Raw genomic sequence first — 20296 nt, forward strand, 5'->3', positions numbered from 1 at the left:
TCCAAAATCTAAAATCGAACAACTGAGAGTTGAAAATGAGCAATATTTCCCGCAGAAAATTTATAATTACCTCCAGTTTAGCAGCAGCGACTTCTATCATAGCTCACGGTTGTTCATCTAATAACTCTCAGTCAGCAACAACAGATAGTGCAGCTTCTTCCACTGCCCAACTTGCTAACAATTCCACAGTTAGTAATGCTGCAAAAGTAGAAACAACCAAAGCCAAATTAGGATTTATTGCTTTAACTGATTCTGCACCTTTAATTATTGCCAAAGAAAAAGGTTTCTTTGCCAAATATGGCATGACTGATGTAGAAGTCAGCAAACAAAAATCCTGGCCAGTCACAAGAGATAATCTAAAAATTGGCTCATCTGGTGGTGGTATTGATGGCGCACATATTCTCAGCCCTATGCCTTATTTGCTGACCATAAATGATAAAGTTCCAATGTATCTATTGGCCAGATTAAATACCAACGGTCAAGCTATATCTGTGGCAGAAAAATTCAAAGATTTAAAAATCGGCGTACAAAGTAAATCTTTGAAAGACGCAGTAAATAAAGCCAAAGCTGATAAAAAATCAATCAAAATTGCTATGACTTTTCCCGGTGGTACTCATGATTTATGGATGCGTTATTGGTTAGCTGCTGGTGGTATTAATCCTGATCAAGATGTGGTTTTAGAAGCAGTTCCACCACCACAAATGGTAGCTAATATGAAAGTTGGTACTGTTGATGCTTTCTGTGTAGGTGAACCTTGGAACGCGCAATTAGTGAGCCAAAAATTAGGTTATACTGCTTTAACTACTGGTGAATTATGGAATGATCATCCAGAAAAAGCCTTTGGAATGCGGAAAGACTGGGTTGACAAAAATCCTAACGCAGCACAAGCATTATTAATGGCAATTATGGAAGCACAACAATGGTGTGAAAAGCCAGAAAATAAAGAAGAAATGTGTAAAATCTGTGCTGATAGAAAATACTTTAATGTGGCTGTAGCTGACATTTTAGAACGTTCTCAAGGTAATATTGATTATGGTGATGGACGCAAAGAACAAAACTTCCAATATCGGATGAAGTATTGGGCTGATAATTCTTCTTATCCTTATAAAAGTCATGATACTTGGTTTTTAACTGAAGAAATTCGTTGGGGTTATTTACCTAAAGATACAAAAATCAAAGAAGTTGTAGATCAGGTAAATAGAGAAGATTTATGGAAACAAGCAGCTAAGGCTTTGGGTGTATCTGCTGCGGAAATTCCTAGTAGTTCTTCTCGTGGTGTAGAAACATTTTTTGATGGAGTGAAATTTGATCCAGAAAAACCAGAGGAATATTTAAAGAGTTTGCAAATTAAAAAAGTTTAATTAGTAGGGGTAATTCATGAATTACCCCTACCCATTAGTGACGCAGAGGCGCAGAGAAAAGAGAATTAAGGAGTAAGAAATGGCTATTAGTGTTGGCAGTCGTAGAGTGAGTAGTAAACAGCAAAAGGCAATTAATAAGTTTTTAGTAAATAAAGTCATACCACCAATCTTTGGGTTATTTATTTTTTTAGTGTTGTGGGAATTGCTTTGTTTAATTCCTGGTTTTCAGTTACCTGGTCCGATTGAAACATTTTCTGAAACTTGGGACCCGTTTATTATTCAGCCTTTTTTTGATAATGGTGACAGTGATAAAGGTTTGGGTTGGCAAATTTTAACCAGTTTAGGAAGAGTAGCTTTAGGTTTTTCTTTAGCCGCAGTTGTTGGTGTGGTTTTAGGAATATTTATTGGGGTGAATAAGTTTTTATATAATGCTGTAGATCCCATTTTTCAAGTATTAAGAACAATTCCCCCCCTTGCTTGGTTGCCTATTTCTCTCGCTGCTTTTCAACAAGCTAACCCATCGGCAATTTTTGTGATTTTCATTACTTCAATTTGGCCGATTTTAATTAATACAACTGTGGGTGTACAAAATATTCCCCAAGATTATGTAAATGTTGCCCGTGTTTTGCGTTTACGTAAGGGTAAATATTTCTTAAAAATTGTATTTCCGGCAACTGTTCCTTATATTTTTACAGGTTTGAGAATTGGTATCGGTTTATCTTGGTTGGCAATTGTCGCCGCAGAAATGTTAGTTGGTGGTGTGGGTATTGGTTCATTTATTTGGGATGCCTATAATACCAGCACGGAAACTAACTTGAGTGAGATTATTATTGCCTTAATATATGTCGGTTTGGTAGGTCTGATGTTAGATAGAATGGTGGCTTTTATCGCGGATAAAGTTGTGAAAACAGAACATAAATAATTCGTAATTTGTAATTCGTAATTCGTAATTCGTAATTATGAATTATTCATGATTCCCTGTTCCTTGTTCCCTATTCCCTATTCCCTATGAATACTTTTGTAGAAATTGACCACTTAGACAAAATATTTAACCTTCCTAATGGTGGTAAATATATTGCTTTAAAAAATATTGAGTTGAAAATTCGCCAGGGTGAATTTATTTCTTTAATTGGTCATTCTGGTTGTGGAAAGTCTACTTTACTGAATATTATTGCTGGGTTAGATCGCGCTAGTATTGGTGGTGTGACTTTGGAAGGTAGAGAAGTTAGAGAACCAGGACGAGATCGAATGGTAGTTTTTCAAAATTATTCTTTACTTCCTTGGTTAACTGTAAGAGAAAATATTGCTTTAGCTGTTGATGAAGTACATCAAAATTTACCTCCAGGAGAACGTCGAGGAATAATAGAAGAACATATTGATCTGGTGGGTTTACGACGTGCAGCTAACAAACATCCTAGTGAGTTATCTGGGGGGATGAAACAACGAGTTGCGATCGCTCGTGCATTAGCTACTCGTCCGAAATTGTTATTGTTAGATGAACCTTTTGGTGCGTTAGATGCGTTAACCAGAGGTAATTTACAAGAACAATTAATGCAAATTTGTAATGAACACAAAATTACTTGTGTAATGGTGACACATGATGTTGATGAAGCGTTATTATTGAGCGATCGCATTGTCATGTTAACCAATGGACCTGAAGCACACATTGGGCAAATTTTAGAAGTTCCTATTCCCCGTCCTCGTCAACGTTTAGAAGTAGTCAACCATCCCAGTTATTACAACTTGCGGAACGAAATGATCTACTTCCTCAACCAACAAAAAGAAGCGAAAAAACGCCAAAAACAACCCACAAAACCAGTAATTATTGCTAATAATAACTTAGCAACAACTTTAGAAAAAACTCAATTAGAAATTGGTTATCTCCCCGTCACTCAAGCCGCACCTTTAATAATTGCCCAAGAAAAAGGCTTCTTTGCCGAATACGGTTTAACAGTCAATCTTCACCCAGAAAATAACTGGAATAACATCGCCAAAGGTATAGCCACAAATAAATTTGATGCCGCCCAAATGGTGGCAGGAATGCCCCTAGCAATGACATTAGGTGCAGGTGGTAAAACGCCCATTTCCATAGTTACAGCAATGACACTTTCTCGTAATGGTAGCGCCATTACATTCAGCAAAGAACTATTTGATCATGGAGTTAAAAACCTAACAGAATTTCACAAAACCATTAACGCAGACCTAGACAAAACCCACACATTAGGTATAGTTCATCCTGCATCAATGCAGAACTTATTATTACGTTATTGGTTAGCAGCAAATGGAATTGAACCTGATATAGATGTCAGTTTAATCACAGTTGCACCAGAAGAAATGGTGACTGCCCTTGAAGATAAAAAAATTGATGGTTACTGTGTCGGAGAACCTTGGAACTCCCACGCAGTTGAGCAAAATTTAGGCTCTATTATTGAGATCACATCAGAAATTTGGCATGGACATCCAGATAAAGTATTAGGAGTGCGAGAAGACTGGGCGCAAGAAAACCCGCAAACACATTTAGCATTAGTAAAAGCCCTATTAGCAGCTTGTGAATACTGTGATGATATTCGCAACCAAGACGAAGTTATCACATTAATTTCTCCCTATTTGCATACAAATTTAATAGATACTTATTCAAAAAATAATCACCAAAATACCCAAACTTCCCATCAATTTTATTTCAATAAAGCCAACTATCCCGACCGTAATGAAACGCTGTGGATACTAACCCAATTAGCCCGATGGGGTTTAGTAGCTTTTCCCAAAAACTGGATAGAAATAATTGACAAAGTTTGCCGCCCAGATATATTCGGTGCAGCAGCAAGAGAAATGGGAATTTTAGATATTGGTCGAGAAGAAACCATTCAACTATTTGATGGTAAAATATTTAATCCTTCCGAACCAATAGAATATCTCAAAAGTTTGGAAATTAAACGCCAGCTTAGAGTTGAAGAAGTGTTTATTTAGTCATTGGTCATTAGTCATTAGTTTTTTTACCAATTACCTATTACCTATTACCAATTACCCATTACCAAAAAATCATGACAACATTAAACTTCAATAACAAAACCAAAGTCCAACAATTACAACCCCAGAGACAAGAAGACTTTTTAGTAATTGAAGGAGTCAACAAAATTTATCCCACAGCCGAAGGACCATATACCGTTCTTGATAACATTAACCTAAAAATTAGTGAAGGCGAATTTATTTGTTTAATAGGACATTCCGGTTGTGGAAAATCCACACTTTTAAACATGGTTTCTGGATTTAATACACCTACAAACGGCATTGTATGGTTACAAGGTCAACCCATCACCGAACCAGGACCAGACCGGATGATGGTATTTCAAAACTATTGCTTACTACCTTGGTTAAACGTATTTGATAACGTTTACTTAGCCGTTGATGCCGTATTTCCTAACAAAAACCAAGCCGAAAAAAGGGCAATAGTCAGAGAACATTTAGCAATGGTAGGACTAACAGAAGCAGCCGAAAAAACACCCCATCAAATATCAGGAGGAATGAAACAAAGAGTAGCCATAGCACGTGCTTTAGCCATTCGTCCCCAAGTCCTGATTTTAGATGAACCATTCGGTGCTTTAGATGCCATCACCAAAGAAGAATTACAAGAAGAATTACTGCAAATTTGGTCAGATCATCAAGTCACAGTTTTAATGATCACCCATGACATAGACGAAGCACTTTTCCTAGCAGATAAAATAGTCATGATGACCAACGGACCAGCAGCAAACATTGGCGAAATATTAGAAATTCCCTTCTCCCGTCCTCGTAACCGTCGCCGCATCATGGAAAACCCAGAATATTATCACCTCAGAAACTACGCCCTCGACTTCCTATATCGTCGTTGCGCTCACATTGAAGAATAAAATCTTAAAATATCTCACGCAAAGACGCAAAGAACAACACCTCTCTCTGCGCCTCAGCGTCTCTGCGTGCAATAAAAAAATCTAGAATTATGACAGAAATTACAAAAACACTTTGCCCCTATTGCGGAGTTGGATGTGGTTTAGAAGTCACCCCACCAGCACAACATGGAAAACCCACAAATAGAGATAGTGAAGGAACACCAACTTGGAGAGTTAGAGGAGACAAAAACCATCCATCTAGCCAAGGAATGGTATGTGTAAAAGGTGCAACAGTCACCGAAGCAATACATAAAAATAGACTACATCATCCCATGTTTAGAGAATCATTAAATCAAGATTTTCAACCCATCACATGGGAAGAAGCATTTAATATCATTACCCAAAAAATACAACAAACAATTAATAATTACAGTGCAGAATCAATATGTATGTATGGTTCTGGACAATTTCAAACAGAAGATTATTATATTGCCCAAAAATTACTCAAAGGTTGCTTAGGAACTAATAATTTTGATGCTAATTCACGTCTCTGTATGTCTAGTGCGGTATCTGGGTATATACAAAGTTTTGGCTCTGATGGTCCTCCTTGCTGTTACGATGATTTAGAATTAACAGACTGTGCTTTTTTAATAGGAACAAATACCGCAGAATGTCACCCTATTGTATTTAACAGATTAGCCAAATATCATAAAAAAAATCGTCATGTAAAAATGGTAGTTGTAGATCCTCGGCGCACACCCACCGCCGAAGCAGCAGATTTACATTTAGCTATTCGTCCCGGCACAGACATTGATTTATTAAATGGAATTGCCCATTTATTAATGAAATGGAACTATTTAGATACCACTTTTATTGATGATTGTACTAGCAATTTTCCAGCTTATGCAGAAGTAATTAGTCATTATTCTCCTGATATTGTTGCCCGTCAATGTGGTATTTCTCTTGAAGATTTAGAAACGGCTGCAAAATATTGGGGTAAATCAAAATCTGTACTTTCTTTATGGTCAATGGGTGTGAATCAATCTTCTGAAGGTACTGCAAAAGTCAGAACTATTATTAATTTACATTTAATGACTGGACAAATCGGTAAACCTGGTGCTGGTCCTTTTTCTTTAACAGGTCAACCTAATGCAATGGGAGGTAGAGAAGCGGGAGGTTTATCGCATTTATTACCCGGTTATCGTTCAGTTAAAAATGCAGAACATCGCCAAGAAGTTGAGGATTTTTGGGGTTTAGAAAGGGGTAAAATTTCACCTATTCCTGGTTTAACTGCTTGGGAAATGATTACAGGTTTAGAATCTGGAATTGTCCAATTATTATGGATAGCTGCAACTAATCCTGCTGTGAGTATGCCAGATTTAGAACGGACTAAAAAAGCGTTGTTAAATTCGCCTTTTACTATTTATCAAGATGCTTATTATCCTACAGAAACTGCTAGTTATGCTCATCTTTTATTACCTGCTGCCCAATGGGGTGAAAAAACCGGAATTATGACTAATTCTGAAAGAAGGGTAACTCTATGTTCAGCTTTTAAAACACCACCAAAAGAAGCAAAACCAGACTGGGAAATTTTCGCAGAAGTGGGAAGAAGATTAGGATTTGAAGATCAGTTTAATTTTCAAAATTCATCCCAAATTTATCAAGAATTTGTCCAGTTAACTCGTTATCGTCCTTGTGATATGTCTGGTTTAAGTCATGAGTTTTTATCAATAAATGGTCCAACTCATTGGCCTTTTTCTCAGGATAATAATTCAGAAAATAAACTAGAAATTAAACGTTTATATACAAATTTACAGTTTAATACTCCAGATGGTCGCGCTAAGTTTGGTGCTTATTATTCTCAAGGTTTAGCTGAACCCCCTGATCCTAATTATCCTTTTGTGCTAACTTCTGGAAGATTATATGGACATTGGCATACTCAAACTCGTACAGGAAGAATTGAGAAAATTAAACAAATGCACCCCGAACCGTTTCTAGAAATTCATCCCCGTGATGCAGAAAAGTTAGGTATGATTGATGGTCAGGTGGTAGAAGTGCGATCGCGTCGTGGTGTAGCTAAGTTTCCTGCTAAAATCACCAAAGCTATATCTCCCGGTACTGTTTTTGTACCAATGCACTGGGGTAAACTTTGGGCAGATGAAGCAGAGGCTAACTCACTAACTCACTCTGAATCATGCCCTGATTCACTCCAGCCAGAATTAAAAGCTTGTGCTGTGCAACTAGTTCCAATTTCTGTAAAAATTACCACGAAAAATTATCAGCTTCAGTCTTCACAATGGTAAGCTTCATAATGGTAAGCTTCTAAGTAAATTCCTCAAGAACGGCTAATATAGTCCATAATCTATAGTAACGATTATTCTTGATGATTCTTGAAGATTTATTTTGGAGTATCAATTGGAGTGAGAGAAACTAATGAAGAGATTATTTAAGCAAATTAAAGCTTGGACTAGCGACGATAACTTCATGCACGTCATTGAAAACATCGAAGTAATAGTTTCTAAGATTCTCTCCATTTTGATGGTGATAGTAATTTTTGTGGCGATCGCAGATTTGAGTATTTTTTTGGTAAAAGAATTATTCGATGCACCTTATGGTAAATTCAATACTGTTTTATTTAAGGTATTCGGTTTATTTTTAAATGTTCTTATTGCTTTAGAGATTTTAGAAAATATCACAGCTTATCTCAAAAAGCACGTTTTTCAAGTTGAGTTAGTAATTGTTACCTCTTTAATTGCTGTTGCCCGAAAAATTATTATTCTAGATTTAGAAAAAGTCACAGGAATTGATATTATTGGTTTAGGAATTGCTGTACTTGCTCTTTCAATTAGTTATTTAATAATTCGTTCTAGTAGGTCTAATAATCAAAATTAGCTGTCAGCATTTAGCTGTCAGCATTTAGCTTTCAAGGCTAAAATACCACCCTGATTTATCTGTGGTTTTCATCCAAAATCTAAAATCGTCAGCATTCAGCCGTCAGCTAACAGCAGTCAGCAAGATGCTAAAAAACACAAATTTCATCTGCAAAATTTTCCTAATCAACACTTATAGCTAAAAGCTGATTACTGATTACTGATAGCTGAATACTTACATAAAATCCAAAATCTAAAATCTAAAATCTAAAATCCCATGACAGCCGAATTTTTTGAATTTGAAGCAGATTTTGTTGACTCTCTCCGTTGCATACCGATGCAAGTCCGTTACAAATTGGATACCTGTGGGATTAAATTGAAATTGTCTGATTGGCATCAAATGAATACTTTAGAACGTGCTAATTTAGTAAAATTACCTTGTGCAAAAGAAACAGAAATTCAATTTTACCAAGATTACCTACAAAAATTAATTTTAGAAAGGACAGGTACACCAGTTAGCAAACTACCCATTGAACCTCATCCCCCTTGGATAGATACTGCAACTGTACCACCCAGTGTTCAAGAAAAAGCACAAGAAATAGGTGTGACTATTACCTTACAACAGTGGGAAATTTTAACTCCATTACAAAGGTTTGCTCTAATTAAACTCAGCCGTTCTGGACATGAAAACAAAAACTTTCCCAAAGCAATGGCAGAATTTCAGCTAATATAGCCTTGCGGGTTAATTTTTCAGCTTAAATTGTTATATTTTAGCTATGTTTCTGTAGAATCGCTCTATTTTGTAATCCTAAATTAAAAACTCCTGACTCCTTGAACTCCTGACTCCTGTACGGGCGTTCGCGAAGCGTGCTGGAAGCATCAGCATTCGGGCGATAAATTATCAATTTTTATCACAGGTTATTTTCCGAATGCTTCGCCCCTACGACTCCTGACTGCTGTTAATTCAACATTTTGTATTTTGAACTGGAGCAAAGCATCGGTTAGTGAAGCTATAGTTGTATTTATCGAAGGTGCTGCCGTTTCTCAGGCTAAGATTAAGTCTACTACCCAAACATTTGATCGCGTAGCATGGCATAAGCCATGAATTTGTTTAGACACACTCACTAACTCGATGACAGGCAAAAACGCAAGACAGAATGCATTTCTGCGGCTAGTGTCTAGTAATGAAGTAGCTTCCCAGTCAGAATCTCGCTACTCACTGCTTCCGAATCAAGAAATGGTAATTGGACGTGATCCTAGCTGCCAAGTTGTCTTGGATGCCATGATGTACAGGATGGTGTCTCGTCGTCATGCAGTGGTTCGTCCCCTCTCCCTATCACCAGATGGCAGATTTAGCTGGGTGATTTGCGATTTAAACAGTGCCAATGGTACTTTTTTAAATGGTCAACTTTTGGTAGGTTCTCAGGAATTACACCACGGCGATCGCATTTCTTTGGGTGCTGATGGTCCACAATTCATATTTGAGTATGAATTTATTTCCCAACCAACCGTAATCACAACTAACCAAGGTACAGCAATAGCCTCTACCAAAAATGGAAAACTGCACTCACAGCATGACTCCGTTAGTTTCACACAGCTATTTCCAATCATTTCCACCGGTAAAGATTTAACTCGCAAAGCTTATCTCATACCAGGAATATTAACAGTTATCTTCGTAGTGTTAATGTTCGGTACTGTAGGACATCCCCAAGCAAATCAAGTAATTGTCGGCTCTTATATCGCCTCAGCTGCTTATTATTTTGTTTACCAACTTTGCGGTAAACAAAAGCCTTGGTGGGTACTCATAGCTATGGCAGTGAGTACAATGCTAATTTTAGTCAGTCCTTTATTAGATTTTTTTATCTTTGTATTTCGCGTAATTTTGCCTGGTAGTTTACCCTCATCTCAAGATTCTATTACCTTCACCGAATTACTGATCAGAATGTTCTTTGGTGCAGGTTTAATGGAGGAATTACTCAAGGCATTACCAATATTAGCTGCATATTTCATCGGTAATTCAGTACCATCACCTTGGCGAGAACGGATCGGAGTTTGGGAACCACTAGATGGCATTCTTCTGGGAACTGCTTCTGCTGTGGGTTTTACTTTGCTGGAAACTCTTGGCCAATATGTACCAATGATTACACAAAATGTTACCCAACAATCAGGAGTAGGCGCAGGTCAACTGGTGGGTTTACAACTATTAATTCCCAGAATTTTAGGTTCTGTCGCTGGACACATGGCTTATAGCGGTTATTTAGGCTATTTTATAGGGTTAGCTGTCCTCAAACCTTTGATGGGTTGGCAAATTCTCTCGGTTGGTTATTTAAGCGCCTCCGCTCTCCATGCTTTATGGAATGCTACCGGTTCTATTAATGCTTTGCTGTTAGTGGTTGTCGGTGTTTTATCTTATGCCTTTTTGATGGCCGCAATTCTCAAAGCACGAGCATTATCACCCACGCGATCGCAAAATTTCGCTACTCGCTTCCTCGAACCCAAATGAAACAGTTATCAGGTACTGGTGATTGGGGACTCTTGACTGGGGACTATCCTTTTCTATGTCTAAGGATAGATGGCGCAATTCTGGCAATCAGTCTATATGTAACTTATGCTGAAGTAATTTGCCATCAAAAATAAGAATCAGCAGAAGATTTTAAGACACAGAAAAACCGCGCCACAGATGCTGTAATCAGTTTATTAATTTAATCATCACCCATTCATTCATCAGGGCAGAAATTTACGATTCATTTTGTAAGTGAGAAAGTTCTTTGAAGGCATAATCAGCAATTGCTAAACTGACTTTTGCTTGTTCTATTTCTGATAAAGCTGTCCACTCTCGATTGTCAATATTGCTAATTATAACTGCCAAGTTTTGCTGTTCGTTACTTCGCATAGAGTAAGCAAAAGGACGAGCTAAAACAAATAAATCTTCTGTGAGCAAATTTGGCAGTAAAGTTTGCACACATTCTACTAGTTTCTCACTTGTAGATTGTTCTACATTATTGATAATTTCCGATGCTTTTTGAGCGATGGTATTTAGCCAACTTAAAGGAACAGCAGGAGCAAAAACACTGTGTAAAGCTGATTTTATACATTTAGATGGTTGTTCATCACGGTCAGTTTTAGAATGGTAAACTTGATCCCAAATTTTGTCTAAATTGTGATAAAAATCTTGCGATCGCCTAGTCAAGTCTTCTGCTAGTAAATCATCATATTCAAACTGCTGTTCTAGTTGATGAAAATAAGCTTCCGATTCTTGATCAGCCAGATTCCAGGGATAAGTCTCATCTTCAGGTTGTAGTAGTGCTGCTAATAATTCTAAATCTACTGTCGATGGTAAAAATTGACGATTATCTAACTCATTAATTTTATTAATCATGTTTCACCTCACAATTCATTCCCATTAATCCATTCTTGTTTTCAGCTACAACTGGAATATTAAAATTTCCGCAAAAAATAATTCATTATTCATTAGTCATTAGTCATTAGTTACTCTTCCCAGTCCCCAGTCCTCAGTCCCCAGTCCCCAATCACCAGTCACCAATCACCTGAATCTTCAATCACAAATTCCCATGTTTCGCCTTTAGCACTGCCAAACTTTAATTTCATACCTGATGTCAGAAGTATTTCTTCACGGAGAATTTGTTGCCAACCATTTGGACCTAAACACCAAGTTGTACCGTAGGTAGAAAAATCTTGCAGGTAATAAGTGGGAACTGATTGAGAACCAGCGATAATATTCCGGCAGAGAATTTCGGCATGGCGTTTAGAAACATAGAGTTCGGGGATCACAATATCATTATCCTTAGTGCGACCAATACGGGTGACACCAGAACGCAGTAACCAAGTTTTACCTTCTGGTGAAAGCGATCGCAAAGAAGCAGTAGATATTGGGGAATTTATACCAGAAATAGCAGTATCTGGTAATTCCGTAATTCCTTCATCCACACTTTTGATCAAATCACCATTAAAATCTGGATGCAGGTAGAGAACTGGTAATGTCCAAGCAGGTTGATTAAACTTATATACTGTTAACAGTTCTTGTCTAGCTGCTGCCACTGCTTCATCAATTGGTTTACGCTCTCGCAATGCTTCGGCAAAAGCTTGAATAAAACTGTGACTTTCTTGGTCTGCAATTTCATCCCGCATTGCTAGTACCGCAGGTACACCATGACGAATCAGGACTTCCGCTAAACTACTTGCAGGTATAGCTTGTTGATTAATTGCTGCTGGTTGCGCTCCCCAACAGGCATTAAACACCCCTAATTTTACACCTGTACGGGTTAATACCTGGGCTAATTCAATACCATTGAGGGTCAGATCAGGTCCCAAAAATAATAAACCACCATCAGGATCTGGCATACCGTGACCAGCGTAAAAAAAGACGTTGTAGCTTTGGGTTTCTAACTCTTGAATTAACTGTTGTGGAGTGGGTTGCAAGAGTGTCTTCACTATACAAGCTGATACATAATTTTTCTGAAATGGACTACATTCTGACAAAATTTTTTCCAGAATAGCAGCTTCTTTTTCCAACTCTAATTTATCATCATGCCCCAAAACCAACAGGACTTTTAAAGCCGGGTCTATTCGTAAATTTGGCAGGGGTTCAACTTCACTGGTAGTCCGACTAAATAAAATATCTTGGGAAAGAGATATTGCTGACTGGCCAGGTTCGCGCTGCATAATTTCCCAAGGTAGAGCAATTAGATCAGGGTCACGAATTTCCAATCGCAAGCGCAACCGTTTATTTTGACCCATAGCCATACCGCGACTACGTTCTAGACTACCAAGAATTTGCCCATCGAATACCCAACGCCATAAACTGATGCCTAAATATTGCATCAACCGACTACTGTAGGGACTTGTAGTTTGACCGACCTGGGGTAAATTCAAATCAATTGTCATGTAGTTAGTCCCTGGAGATGTCGAAGCCAAAGCAATATCCAGGGGACTATGACCAGCAAACATTTGCTGCCATTCTTGCCAAATTTGACTCAGTTCAGGAGAAAAAACACAGTCACGCAAAACATAACCACTGGGATAGGGAGCTTTAACGACCCAAATGGCGAAATTATCATTTCCAGTATTTACTAGACGAGCGATCGCCAGATTTAGGCAGGACATGGATTTGTGGAAACTAAACTCTAAGTAGCAGTAATTGACAACAACTTGTGTCTGGTATGTGTCTGGTAAGTGAATTTTAATTGTATTGATCACCTGCTTGATCATATCCCATAATGGTAATGAGAATCACTCAGGCGCGGGACTTTGGTCAGGGGGTGATGGCAATGACTCTTGTCGGTTTTCTGAGTTTTGTGGCGTTGGTTTTACTGGTGTTGGTTTTACTGTTGTTGTTGGTTGTTGGGTTGCAGATGGAGTTGATGGGGTAATTGTCGATTGTGGTTCTCGTTGGATTTTGAGCCAATATCCCAGTCCACCGGCTCCTAACAGCACACCTAAAATAATCAATAACTGTAGCGGCACTTTGGTAATACGTCCTGGCTTAGTTTCTGTAATTACTTGAGTTTGCTGGTATTCATTGCCTAAAGTTGTTGCATTTGTGGTTCTTGGTGTCAAATCTACTGTTTTGCTGGCTGAAATAGTCGGAATGTCCGCTTTGAGAATGATATCTGGTTCACAGTATTTGACTTGATAATGTACTAAAGCGATGGTGACATTATCATGTCCATTTTTAGTATTAGCAATTTCTATGAGTCGGGCAGCAACATCTTCTATATTTGTATTGCCGCCAAGAATTGGTAAAATTTCCGTTTCCCACAACTCTTCTACTCGATCAAAATCACTCAATCCATCGGAGGTGAGCAAGAAAACAGCATCTTCATCAATGATAAATCGTTGGGAAGTAGGATGCAATGAGGCGCTCTTGCTCATGCCTAAAGCTTGGATCAAGGAGCCAGAACCACTATGTTGTAATGCTTCACGATAAATAGCATAGCCCAGGCGCACTTCACGGGAAGCTACATCATCATCCAGGGTAACTTGATAACAACCGTGGCGTGTAATCCAATAGGCACGACTATCACCAATATGGGTAATATACATTTCATGGGCAATAGGCAAGGCCATGACTAGGGTTGTTCCCATGCGTTGACGGCCTTGACGATGTTCAGTGTCGTTACGCTGACTAATTTTATCGTTTACAAGTGCTACTGCTTGTTCTAAATCATTGATAATTGTTAACGGATCTATGTTTTCATAAGGAACTGAAGTGAGTTGGATCACCTGTTGCTGAAGAGTTTCAATGGCTAAATTTGATGCTATGTTGCCTCCCTCATGTCCACCGATACCATCACAAACAATAGCTAAGGCGGTTTGCTGGGGAGGTTTACTCACCATAACGCCACTAGGTGGGTAACAAGCATCTTCGTTACGTTGACGAGAAGGTCCTGTATCTGTTTGGGTAATAATTTTAATGTTAGTGCTTGGGATTGGCGAGTTTCGTCCACAGGAGGCTATCCCCAATCCTGTCAGTCCTTGATCTAAAACCGTAATTAATTGTTCAGATGAGTGGATTTCACCATCAATTAAAGCATCAATAATTTGCTTGAGAAATTCAGCTATGGCTGGCTTGGCATTTTTGAGGAGTTGTTGCCAAAATACCCCTAATTGTGACAATGTTGGTGCTGTTTGGTGATCAAAACGCAATTCTAGTAACCGCACTAAACCCCCTTCCACTCTGATTAAATAGGGGTCTAATAAGCTAGAACCTACTCCTTCGGTCAAAAGTGGTTGCCACAAATGCGCTATCTGCCAAAGCCAATTTATTTGTCGCATTGATGAGGCATCACCCCAAGCTGCTGTTAGTTGGCTGCACAGATGTATTTGAGTATATGTACTATCAACTAACAAGGGCGGTTTTTCTAGAAGTAAGATTTCTGGTTGAGATTGTCCCTCGTTGACAGAGATGATCCCGTATACTTGTGGTATATGTAAGCGATAAGGAATTAGTTTTAGATAAGCTTTGATTTTTTCTAAATTATCTAATTCAGGTATTTGGGGTAGTAAACCAGGTTTGAGATCCAGAATAATTGATTGACCTATGACCAAATACCGATCGGCTAAAATTTCTCCAGGACTACCCAGGCTCAAACTATCTGCCGCTGCCCACAGGTAACGCTTGGGCAAGGGTGTGGAGCATCGCTGGCAAAACTTGTGAGCCAAGGGGTTGGCAGCTTGACAATATTCATTTGGGCAGTAAAGCGTTGCCGCGTCATTTTCCATATTTGTCGCACCGATCAGCGATTGCGAATTTATTCAACAGCATAAGCAGCGGTAATTTATCCGCTGATGTTTTTGTATTCAATCATCATAGGAGATTGGGACTGGGGATTGGGTATTGGGTATTGGGGATTATTAACTGGGAACTTTCAACTTTTTCCCTGCACCCTACACCCTGCACCCTGCTCCCTTGCCTTTTCTCCCCTTCCTCCAGGATAGCTACCTCTATGGGGGTTAGTTTTGCCTATACACAAAGCCAGTTTTACTCCTGACTCCTGTAAGGGCGAAGCATTCGGGCAACCAATTATCAATTTGATCACAGGTTATTTTCCTGTAAGGGCGAAGCATTCGGGCAACCAATTATCAATTTTGATCACAGGTTATTTTCCGAATGCTTCGCCCCTACTTCGCCCCTACTTCGCCCCTACGACTCCTGACTCCTGTTTTATAAATCTTGTAACTCATCAACAATAATTCTCAATCTTATTGATTGGCGTTAGCTGCAACCTGGGGTAGTCCCATGCTGTAGTTAGTAACGCGACTAGAGAGATTGTAGCTAATTTCACCTTTTTGTAGGAGCGATCGCAGAAAATGCTCTAGGTCTGACCCAATCCGACGTAAGTTATAATCTGTTAGGTCTACACCACTGGAAGCTTCTACTAGTTCATCGAACTTGCGATAAACTTTTTGTAGTGTGTCTTCATTCCAGTTAAATTCGTTGTCTGGGTCAACATCTAAGGTCAAGACGTGATTGCTAGGAACTAATTCATCTTTGTCTATTTCCGCAGCAAAAATGCGAATATGACGGGTTGTGGACTTGAGCAGCATCGGGTTATCCATAAAAAGGTGTAAGATTTCGGTTAGTTACACTGCAACTATTTTAACTGCTCTCCCTAAGCTTAATTGTTTCAATTTACAAGCTTTGAGCTTAAAACATCCTTTTCAGTACAAATAGTAATATTTAAAATCAGTAAGACTTTGGCAAAATTCTGGGCTAAGATAATTTAGTTCGGTGTATATGTGATGATCTACAACCGAATTTCTACAGTTTACAAACTTACTATCTTACCCATTAAATTTTTACAGATAAAAAAGAACACATTGTTGATTTAACCTAAATTGCCTAAAATCTTAAATGGCTGATAACAAAGGGAAAATAATCTCTAATTTCTTTCAGTAACCTCACTATGATTAGCGTAAAAAGTTAAACAGTTATTGACGTTTGCATAAAGTTGATGTAAAAACTTTTAAAAAGGTTGGACAAGTTCTTACAGAAACTTTATTGTATAGAATCTGAAAAACTGAATAATAGTGTATGACTTAGATATGCCAAAACTACCACGGGAATATCAAAACCTAGACAGTAAAAAACCACTTGGAATCACAATAGGGGGGAGTGAGAAATTGAACGCAAATTTGATGGATGAGAAAAAACTCTTACATTCAATCAGTTCTTTGTATTTAAAGAAAATATAAAGAATTTTTTTTCTGGATATTTTAGCTCCTCACCTGTATAAACACCCAGTAAAGGAATCCTCAAAACTATGAACTCTAAAGCATTACCACGTCAAATCAATAATCTCGAAGTAGGTGTTTATGAGTGCGAAATACATCTCAAGTTCCGTTTGATTGAGGAAAAGAGTCTGTTGGGCGATCGTGAACAACTTTTGCAGGTGCTACTAGACGCACTCACTGAGGGATCTGATGACTTTTTGGAAACACTACAAGCGTCTGTAAAGGCGCAGGAGGTTTCTGAGTTCAAAGCCTCACCTCAAATGAGACGACAACTGATGCGCTTAAGAAACTTTGTTGATAACAGCCAATAGACAATAGAGAGAGATAATGTAACTCTACAACACCAGCAAGAAGATTATCTATAAGTTCAATTCAGCATCTACATTAACCCTTGCCGGTTGCACTACCTCAAAACCTGGATGTCTTTTAATTCGGTCACCCCTTGCTTAAATTTTTGGTTAGGTGGTTTTAAATTTATACTCAGGGAAATTTCACAAAAACTTAGGGTTTCATTTCTATCACAAGAACCCATTTAGTAGAGTTTGATAGCAAACTCAACCAGGTGCATTTTACCAGTCTTACCAATCATTTTGATTCAATTTGCATAAGAAAGCTGTTGCTGTCACTGCTCTTGATCATGGTGAGTGACATGATGTTGTCGTTTTGCTGCTACTGAGCTAGTCCATGTTCTAGAGCAAAACGCACCAGTTCTGTACGGCTATTCGTGCCTGTTTTACTAAATAAACGGCTGACGTATTTTTCGACGTTGCGGACGCTGGTTTCTAAGCGTCGAGCAATTTCTTTGTTCATCAACCCTTGTGCTACTAGGTTTAATACACTTTGCTCTCTGGGGGTTAAATCAATTTTAAAGGGGGGTGGAGTCTGGGAAATGGCAGTTCTGGGACTTAACAAATCTTTGATTTTGGAAATTTCATGGGCTAATTTGGCAATGTCCATGTTTTCACTATCTTCTCCTATCGCTGGGGCTTGAGCAGTGCGACGGGTGAGTAAATTTTCTACAATGGCTATTAATTCATCAGGATCAAATGGTTTGGGTAGATAAGCGTCAACACCCGCTTGATATCCTTGAATGCGATCGCCTGTCATGCCTTTGGCAGTTAAAAATACTACAGGTAATGCCTGAAACCGCGGGTCATCTCGCAGTTGCTTGAGAAACTGATAGCCATCCACCTGGGGCATCATAATATCAGAAATCACCAAATCAGGTGTATTTTGTTGCATCAATTCCCAACCTTCACGGGCGTTACTGGCAACTTGAACACTAAAGCCGCTTTCTTGTAAGTATTCTTTCACGGCTTCCCTTAACCCTAGTTCATCATCTACCAGTAACAGTTGTGCTGACATTGAAAATTCCCTTAGTTTTACTGTTGTTTACCTTTCTCTAATTTAGCGAAAGTTGGTTAGGATTGGGTACTGGGAATGGGAGAGTTTTACAATTCCTGTTGAATCTGGTATTAATTTATGCTGTGTAGCTAACCAGAAGTACCTTTAAAATAAACAAATTTCTGATTTTGATGCTGCAACTTATCATTGATATCATCAAAGGCTGAATTAATTTATGTAACCATTGGGTTTGAGGACGACAATCTGCATCGGTAAAAGCGATAATTTCACCAGTAGCTGCTTTAATTCCTGTGTTGCGGGCGGCGTAGGAACTTTGCAAATATTTATACTATACATAATAGCAGATCCCTGACTTCTTGGAGAAATCAGGGATCTTTTTTTTAGTGGATATCAATCCAAAATCCAAAATCCAAAATCTAAAATTGGATGACTCCTGACTCCTGAAAACTAAAATTTCAAATCTTCAGCGCGAATACTCAAAGGTTGAGTATTTTGAGAAGTTTGAGCAGGTATGGAAGGTTGAGCATATTTTGTATTGGAGAGAGCTAGAATAGCACGAGCATATTGTGGATCATTTAAAGTTCCAATTAACTTGGGATTAGCAGCTAACTGACGCTCTTGTGCTTCCGTTAAATCTAGCTGAATATCTGGTGTAATTCCTGTCTTGTTAATATCCGTACCTTTGGGGGTGTAGTAGTGGGCAATGGTGACAGCTAACCCAGAACCGTCACGCAGTTCATGGACTGATTGTACCAAGGCTTTACCAAAGGTTTGACTACCTACAACTACCGCCCGGTTATTATCCTTGAGTGCACCGGTGAGAATTTCACTAGCACTAGCGGAATTACCATCTACAAGTACAGCTAAGGGTCGATTTGTCAAGGCTGTGCGATTGGCTTTGGTTTCTTCACTACCTCCCACACGATCTACTGTCTTGACAATGCCACCATTATCTAGCCACATCCGCGCTATTTCAATACTTGCTTGTAATAAACCGCCTGGGTTGCCTCGTAAGTCTAAGACAAAGGAATCAGCATTTTGACGATTCAAGTCACGAATCGCTTTTCGCATCTGATCCGCAGCGTGGCCGCTAAACTCCCTTAACCGAATATAGCCAATGCGACGGCCACCATCTTGTTTGAGGGTATAATTTACTATGGGAACTTCGATAGTTGCCCTTGTCAGCTTGACATCAAACTGATTTTTTCCTGGTCTTGACAGTCGTAAGGTGATGGCAGTACCCGCTTGACCACGAATCAAATTAGATGCTTCTTCCACTTTCATCTTGAGAGTGGGTTTACCGTTAATTGCTAAAATTTCATCCCCTGTTTTAATACCTGCTTTCTGGGCTGGAGAATTTTCTATAGGTTCAACCACTGTCAATCGCTGGGTTTTTTCGTTGATTTCCATGCGAATGCCAATTCCTGTAACCTCTCCAGATGTTTGACGGGTGAGGGCTTCAAATTGCTTGGGATCCATAAACCGCGTGTAAGGATCACCCAATCTTTGCAATGCCTGGCGGATGGCTACATAAGCTTGTTCATTGGAAGTATATTCTTTACTTAACAGGCTTTGCCTAATTGCTTGCCAATCTTGTTGATTAAATTTGCCATCAACATATTCCCTATTTACAAGTTGCCATACTTGGTCAACTAACGCTTTTGGACTATCTTGTAAAGCGGCTTGAACACACTTTGTCCAAGCTTGACCAAATAAAGATATAGTAGCAGTTGTAGCGATCGCTCCACCAATCAAGGCTGCTTGGAGCGGTGAGTGACGTTTCGCAGATTGATTCATGTATACAGATGGAATAAATAATTGTATTGTTGACAGTTTAGCAATCAGGCTTTCCTGAAATTTTTAAGTTTTTATACTCTACTTATGAGCTATGCTTAATCTAAGATTAATCCATCATTTGTTCCTTTGTAAATGATGTGGAAATTACGGTCTTTTTATTAATAAATATCGCTGGGATGGAAGTGGTTTTACTGTTAAAGCAGCCACAGCATTTGTGTGAATTTCATCACTCCTTTCTTTTTTCAACTAAGATCCTTTTCCTACGATAGCACTTTGTTGACTT

Annotated in this window: 16 protein-coding genes and 1 pseudogene; 10 read left to right on the top strand and 7 right to left on the bottom strand. The window is 38.7% G+C overall.

Features of this window, described 5'->3' with window-relative positions; translation table 11 throughout:
* Nucleotides 1–35 precede the first annotated feature (35 nt).
* From K2F26_RS02840 to K2F26_RS02875, 9 genes are all read left to right on the top strand, one after another.
* Complete coding sequence (locus K2F26_RS02840) at nt 36–1361, top strand: CmpA/NrtA family ABC transporter substrate-binding protein (RefSeq protein WP_220610268.1); 1326 nt, start codon at nt 36–38, stop codon at nt 1359–1361.
* A gap of 79 nt (nt 1362–1440) precedes the next feature.
* Nucleotides 1441–2283 (top strand): nitrate ABC transporter permease, encoded by an 843-nt coding sequence (ntrB, locus tag K2F26_RS02845; protein WP_220610269.1) that lies wholly within the window; start codon nt 1441–1443, stop codon nt 2281–2283.
* Between the two features lie 86 nt (nt 2284–2369).
* Nucleotides 2370–4328, top strand: a complete 1959-nt coding sequence (locus tag K2F26_RS02850) for a nitrate ABC transporter ATP-binding protein (protein ID WP_220610270.1) — start codon at nt 2370–2372, stop codon at nt 4326–4328.
* Between the two features lie 74 nt (nt 4329–4402).
* On the top strand, nt 4403–5248 hold the full coding sequence (locus K2F26_RS02855) for a nitrate ABC transporter ATP-binding protein (RefSeq protein ID WP_220610271.1): 846 nt from the start codon (nt 4403–4405) through the stop codon (nt 5246–5248).
* 89 nt (nt 5249–5337) lie between these two features.
* A complete protein-coding gene (locus K2F26_RS02860; RefSeq protein WP_220610272.1) occupies nt 5338–7530 on the top strand; it encodes a molybdopterin oxidoreductase family protein in 2193 nt (730 codons plus the stop codon).
* Between the two features lie 130 nt (nt 7531–7660).
* Nucleotides 7661–8119, top strand: coding sequence for a phosphate-starvation-inducible PsiE family protein (locus tag K2F26_RS02865; RefSeq protein ID WP_220610273.1), 459 nt, complete (start codon nt 7661–7663; stop codon nt 8117–8119).
* Nucleotides 8120–8374: 255 nt separating this feature from the next.
* On the top strand, nt 8375–8830 hold the full coding sequence (locus tag K2F26_RS02870; RefSeq protein WP_220610274.1) for a nitrate reductase associated protein: 456 nt from the start codon (nt 8375–8377) through the stop codon (nt 8828–8830).
* Nucleotides 8831–9076: 246 nt separating this feature from the next.
* A complete protein-coding gene (locus K2F26_RS25110; protein WP_302850040.1) occupies nt 9077–9202 on the top strand; it encodes a hypothetical protein in 126 nt (41 codons plus the stop codon).
* A 27-nt stretch (nt 9203–9229) separates the two neighbouring features.
* On the top strand, nt 9230–10600 hold the full coding sequence (locus K2F26_RS02875; RefSeq protein WP_220610275.1) for a PrsW family glutamic-type intramembrane protease: 1371 nt from the start codon (nt 9230–9232) through the stop codon (nt 10598–10600).
* Between the two features lie 234 nt (nt 10601–10834).
* Here the strand turns inward: K2F26_RS02875 and K2F26_RS02880 are convergent, their stop codons facing one another.
* The 4 genes from K2F26_RS02880 to K2F26_RS02895 form a co-directional block, all read right to left on the bottom strand.
* Entirely contained in the window at nt 10835–11476 is a 642-nt protein-coding gene (locus K2F26_RS02880; protein WP_220610276.1) for a hypothetical protein, read from the bottom strand.
* Between the two features lie 158 nt (nt 11477–11634).
* Nucleotides 11635–13221 (bottom strand): CHAT domain-containing protein, encoded by a 1587-nt coding sequence (locus K2F26_RS02885; protein ID WP_220610277.1) that lies wholly within the window; start codon nt 13219–13221, stop codon nt 11635–11637.
* A 126-nt stretch (nt 13222–13347) separates the two neighbouring features.
* Entirely contained in the window at nt 13348–15339 is a 1992-nt protein-coding gene (locus tag K2F26_RS02890; protein ID WP_220610278.1) for a protein phosphatase 2C domain-containing protein, read from the bottom strand.
* A 480-nt stretch (nt 15340–15819) separates the two neighbouring features.
* Nucleotides 15820–16176: an NAD(P)H-quinone oxidoreductase subunit M gene (locus tag K2F26_RS02895; RefSeq protein WP_302850041.1), complete on the bottom strand. Its 357-nt coding sequence runs from the start codon at nt 16174–16176 to the stop codon at nt 15820–15822.
* 704 nt (nt 16177–16880) lie between these two features.
* Here K2F26_RS02895 and K2F26_RS02900 point away from each other — a divergent pair.
* A complete protein-coding gene (locus K2F26_RS02900) occupies nt 16881–17162 on the top strand; it encodes an Npun_R1517 family heterocyst differentiation transcriptional regulator (protein WP_096570543.1) in 282 nt (93 codons plus the stop codon).
* Nucleotides 17163–17520: 358 nt separating this feature from the next.
* Here K2F26_RS02900 and K2F26_RS02905 read toward each other — a convergent pair whose 3' ends face one another.
* The 3 genes and pseudogenes from K2F26_RS02905 to ctpB all read right to left on the bottom strand — a co-directional run bounded on the left by K2F26_RS02905 (nt 17521) and on the right by ctpB (nt 20013).
* On the bottom strand, nt 17521–18216 hold the full coding sequence (locus tag K2F26_RS02905; protein ID WP_220610279.1) for a response regulator transcription factor: 696 nt from the start codon (nt 18214–18216) through the stop codon (nt 17521–17523).
* Between the two features lie 193 nt (nt 18217–18409).
* Nucleotides 18410–18535, bottom strand: a pseudogene (locus K2F26_RS25115) (glycosyltransferase family A protein); the annotation flags it as partial.
* 128 nt (nt 18536–18663) lie between these two features.
* The gene (ctpB, locus tag K2F26_RS02915) at nt 18664–20013 is read right to left on the bottom strand and encodes a carboxyl-terminal processing protease CtpB (RefSeq protein WP_220610280.1); all 1350 of its coding nucleotides are present in this window, start codon (nt 20011–20013) and stop codon (nt 18664–18666) included.
* Between the last annotated feature and the right edge of the window lie 283 nt (nt 20014–20296).

This window comes from Sphaerospermopsis torques-reginae ITEP-024, assembly GCF_019598945.1.
In the GTDB taxonomy this organism is placed as follows: Bacteria; Cyanobacteriota; Cyanobacteriia; order Cyanobacteriales; family Nostocaceae; genus Sphaerospermopsis.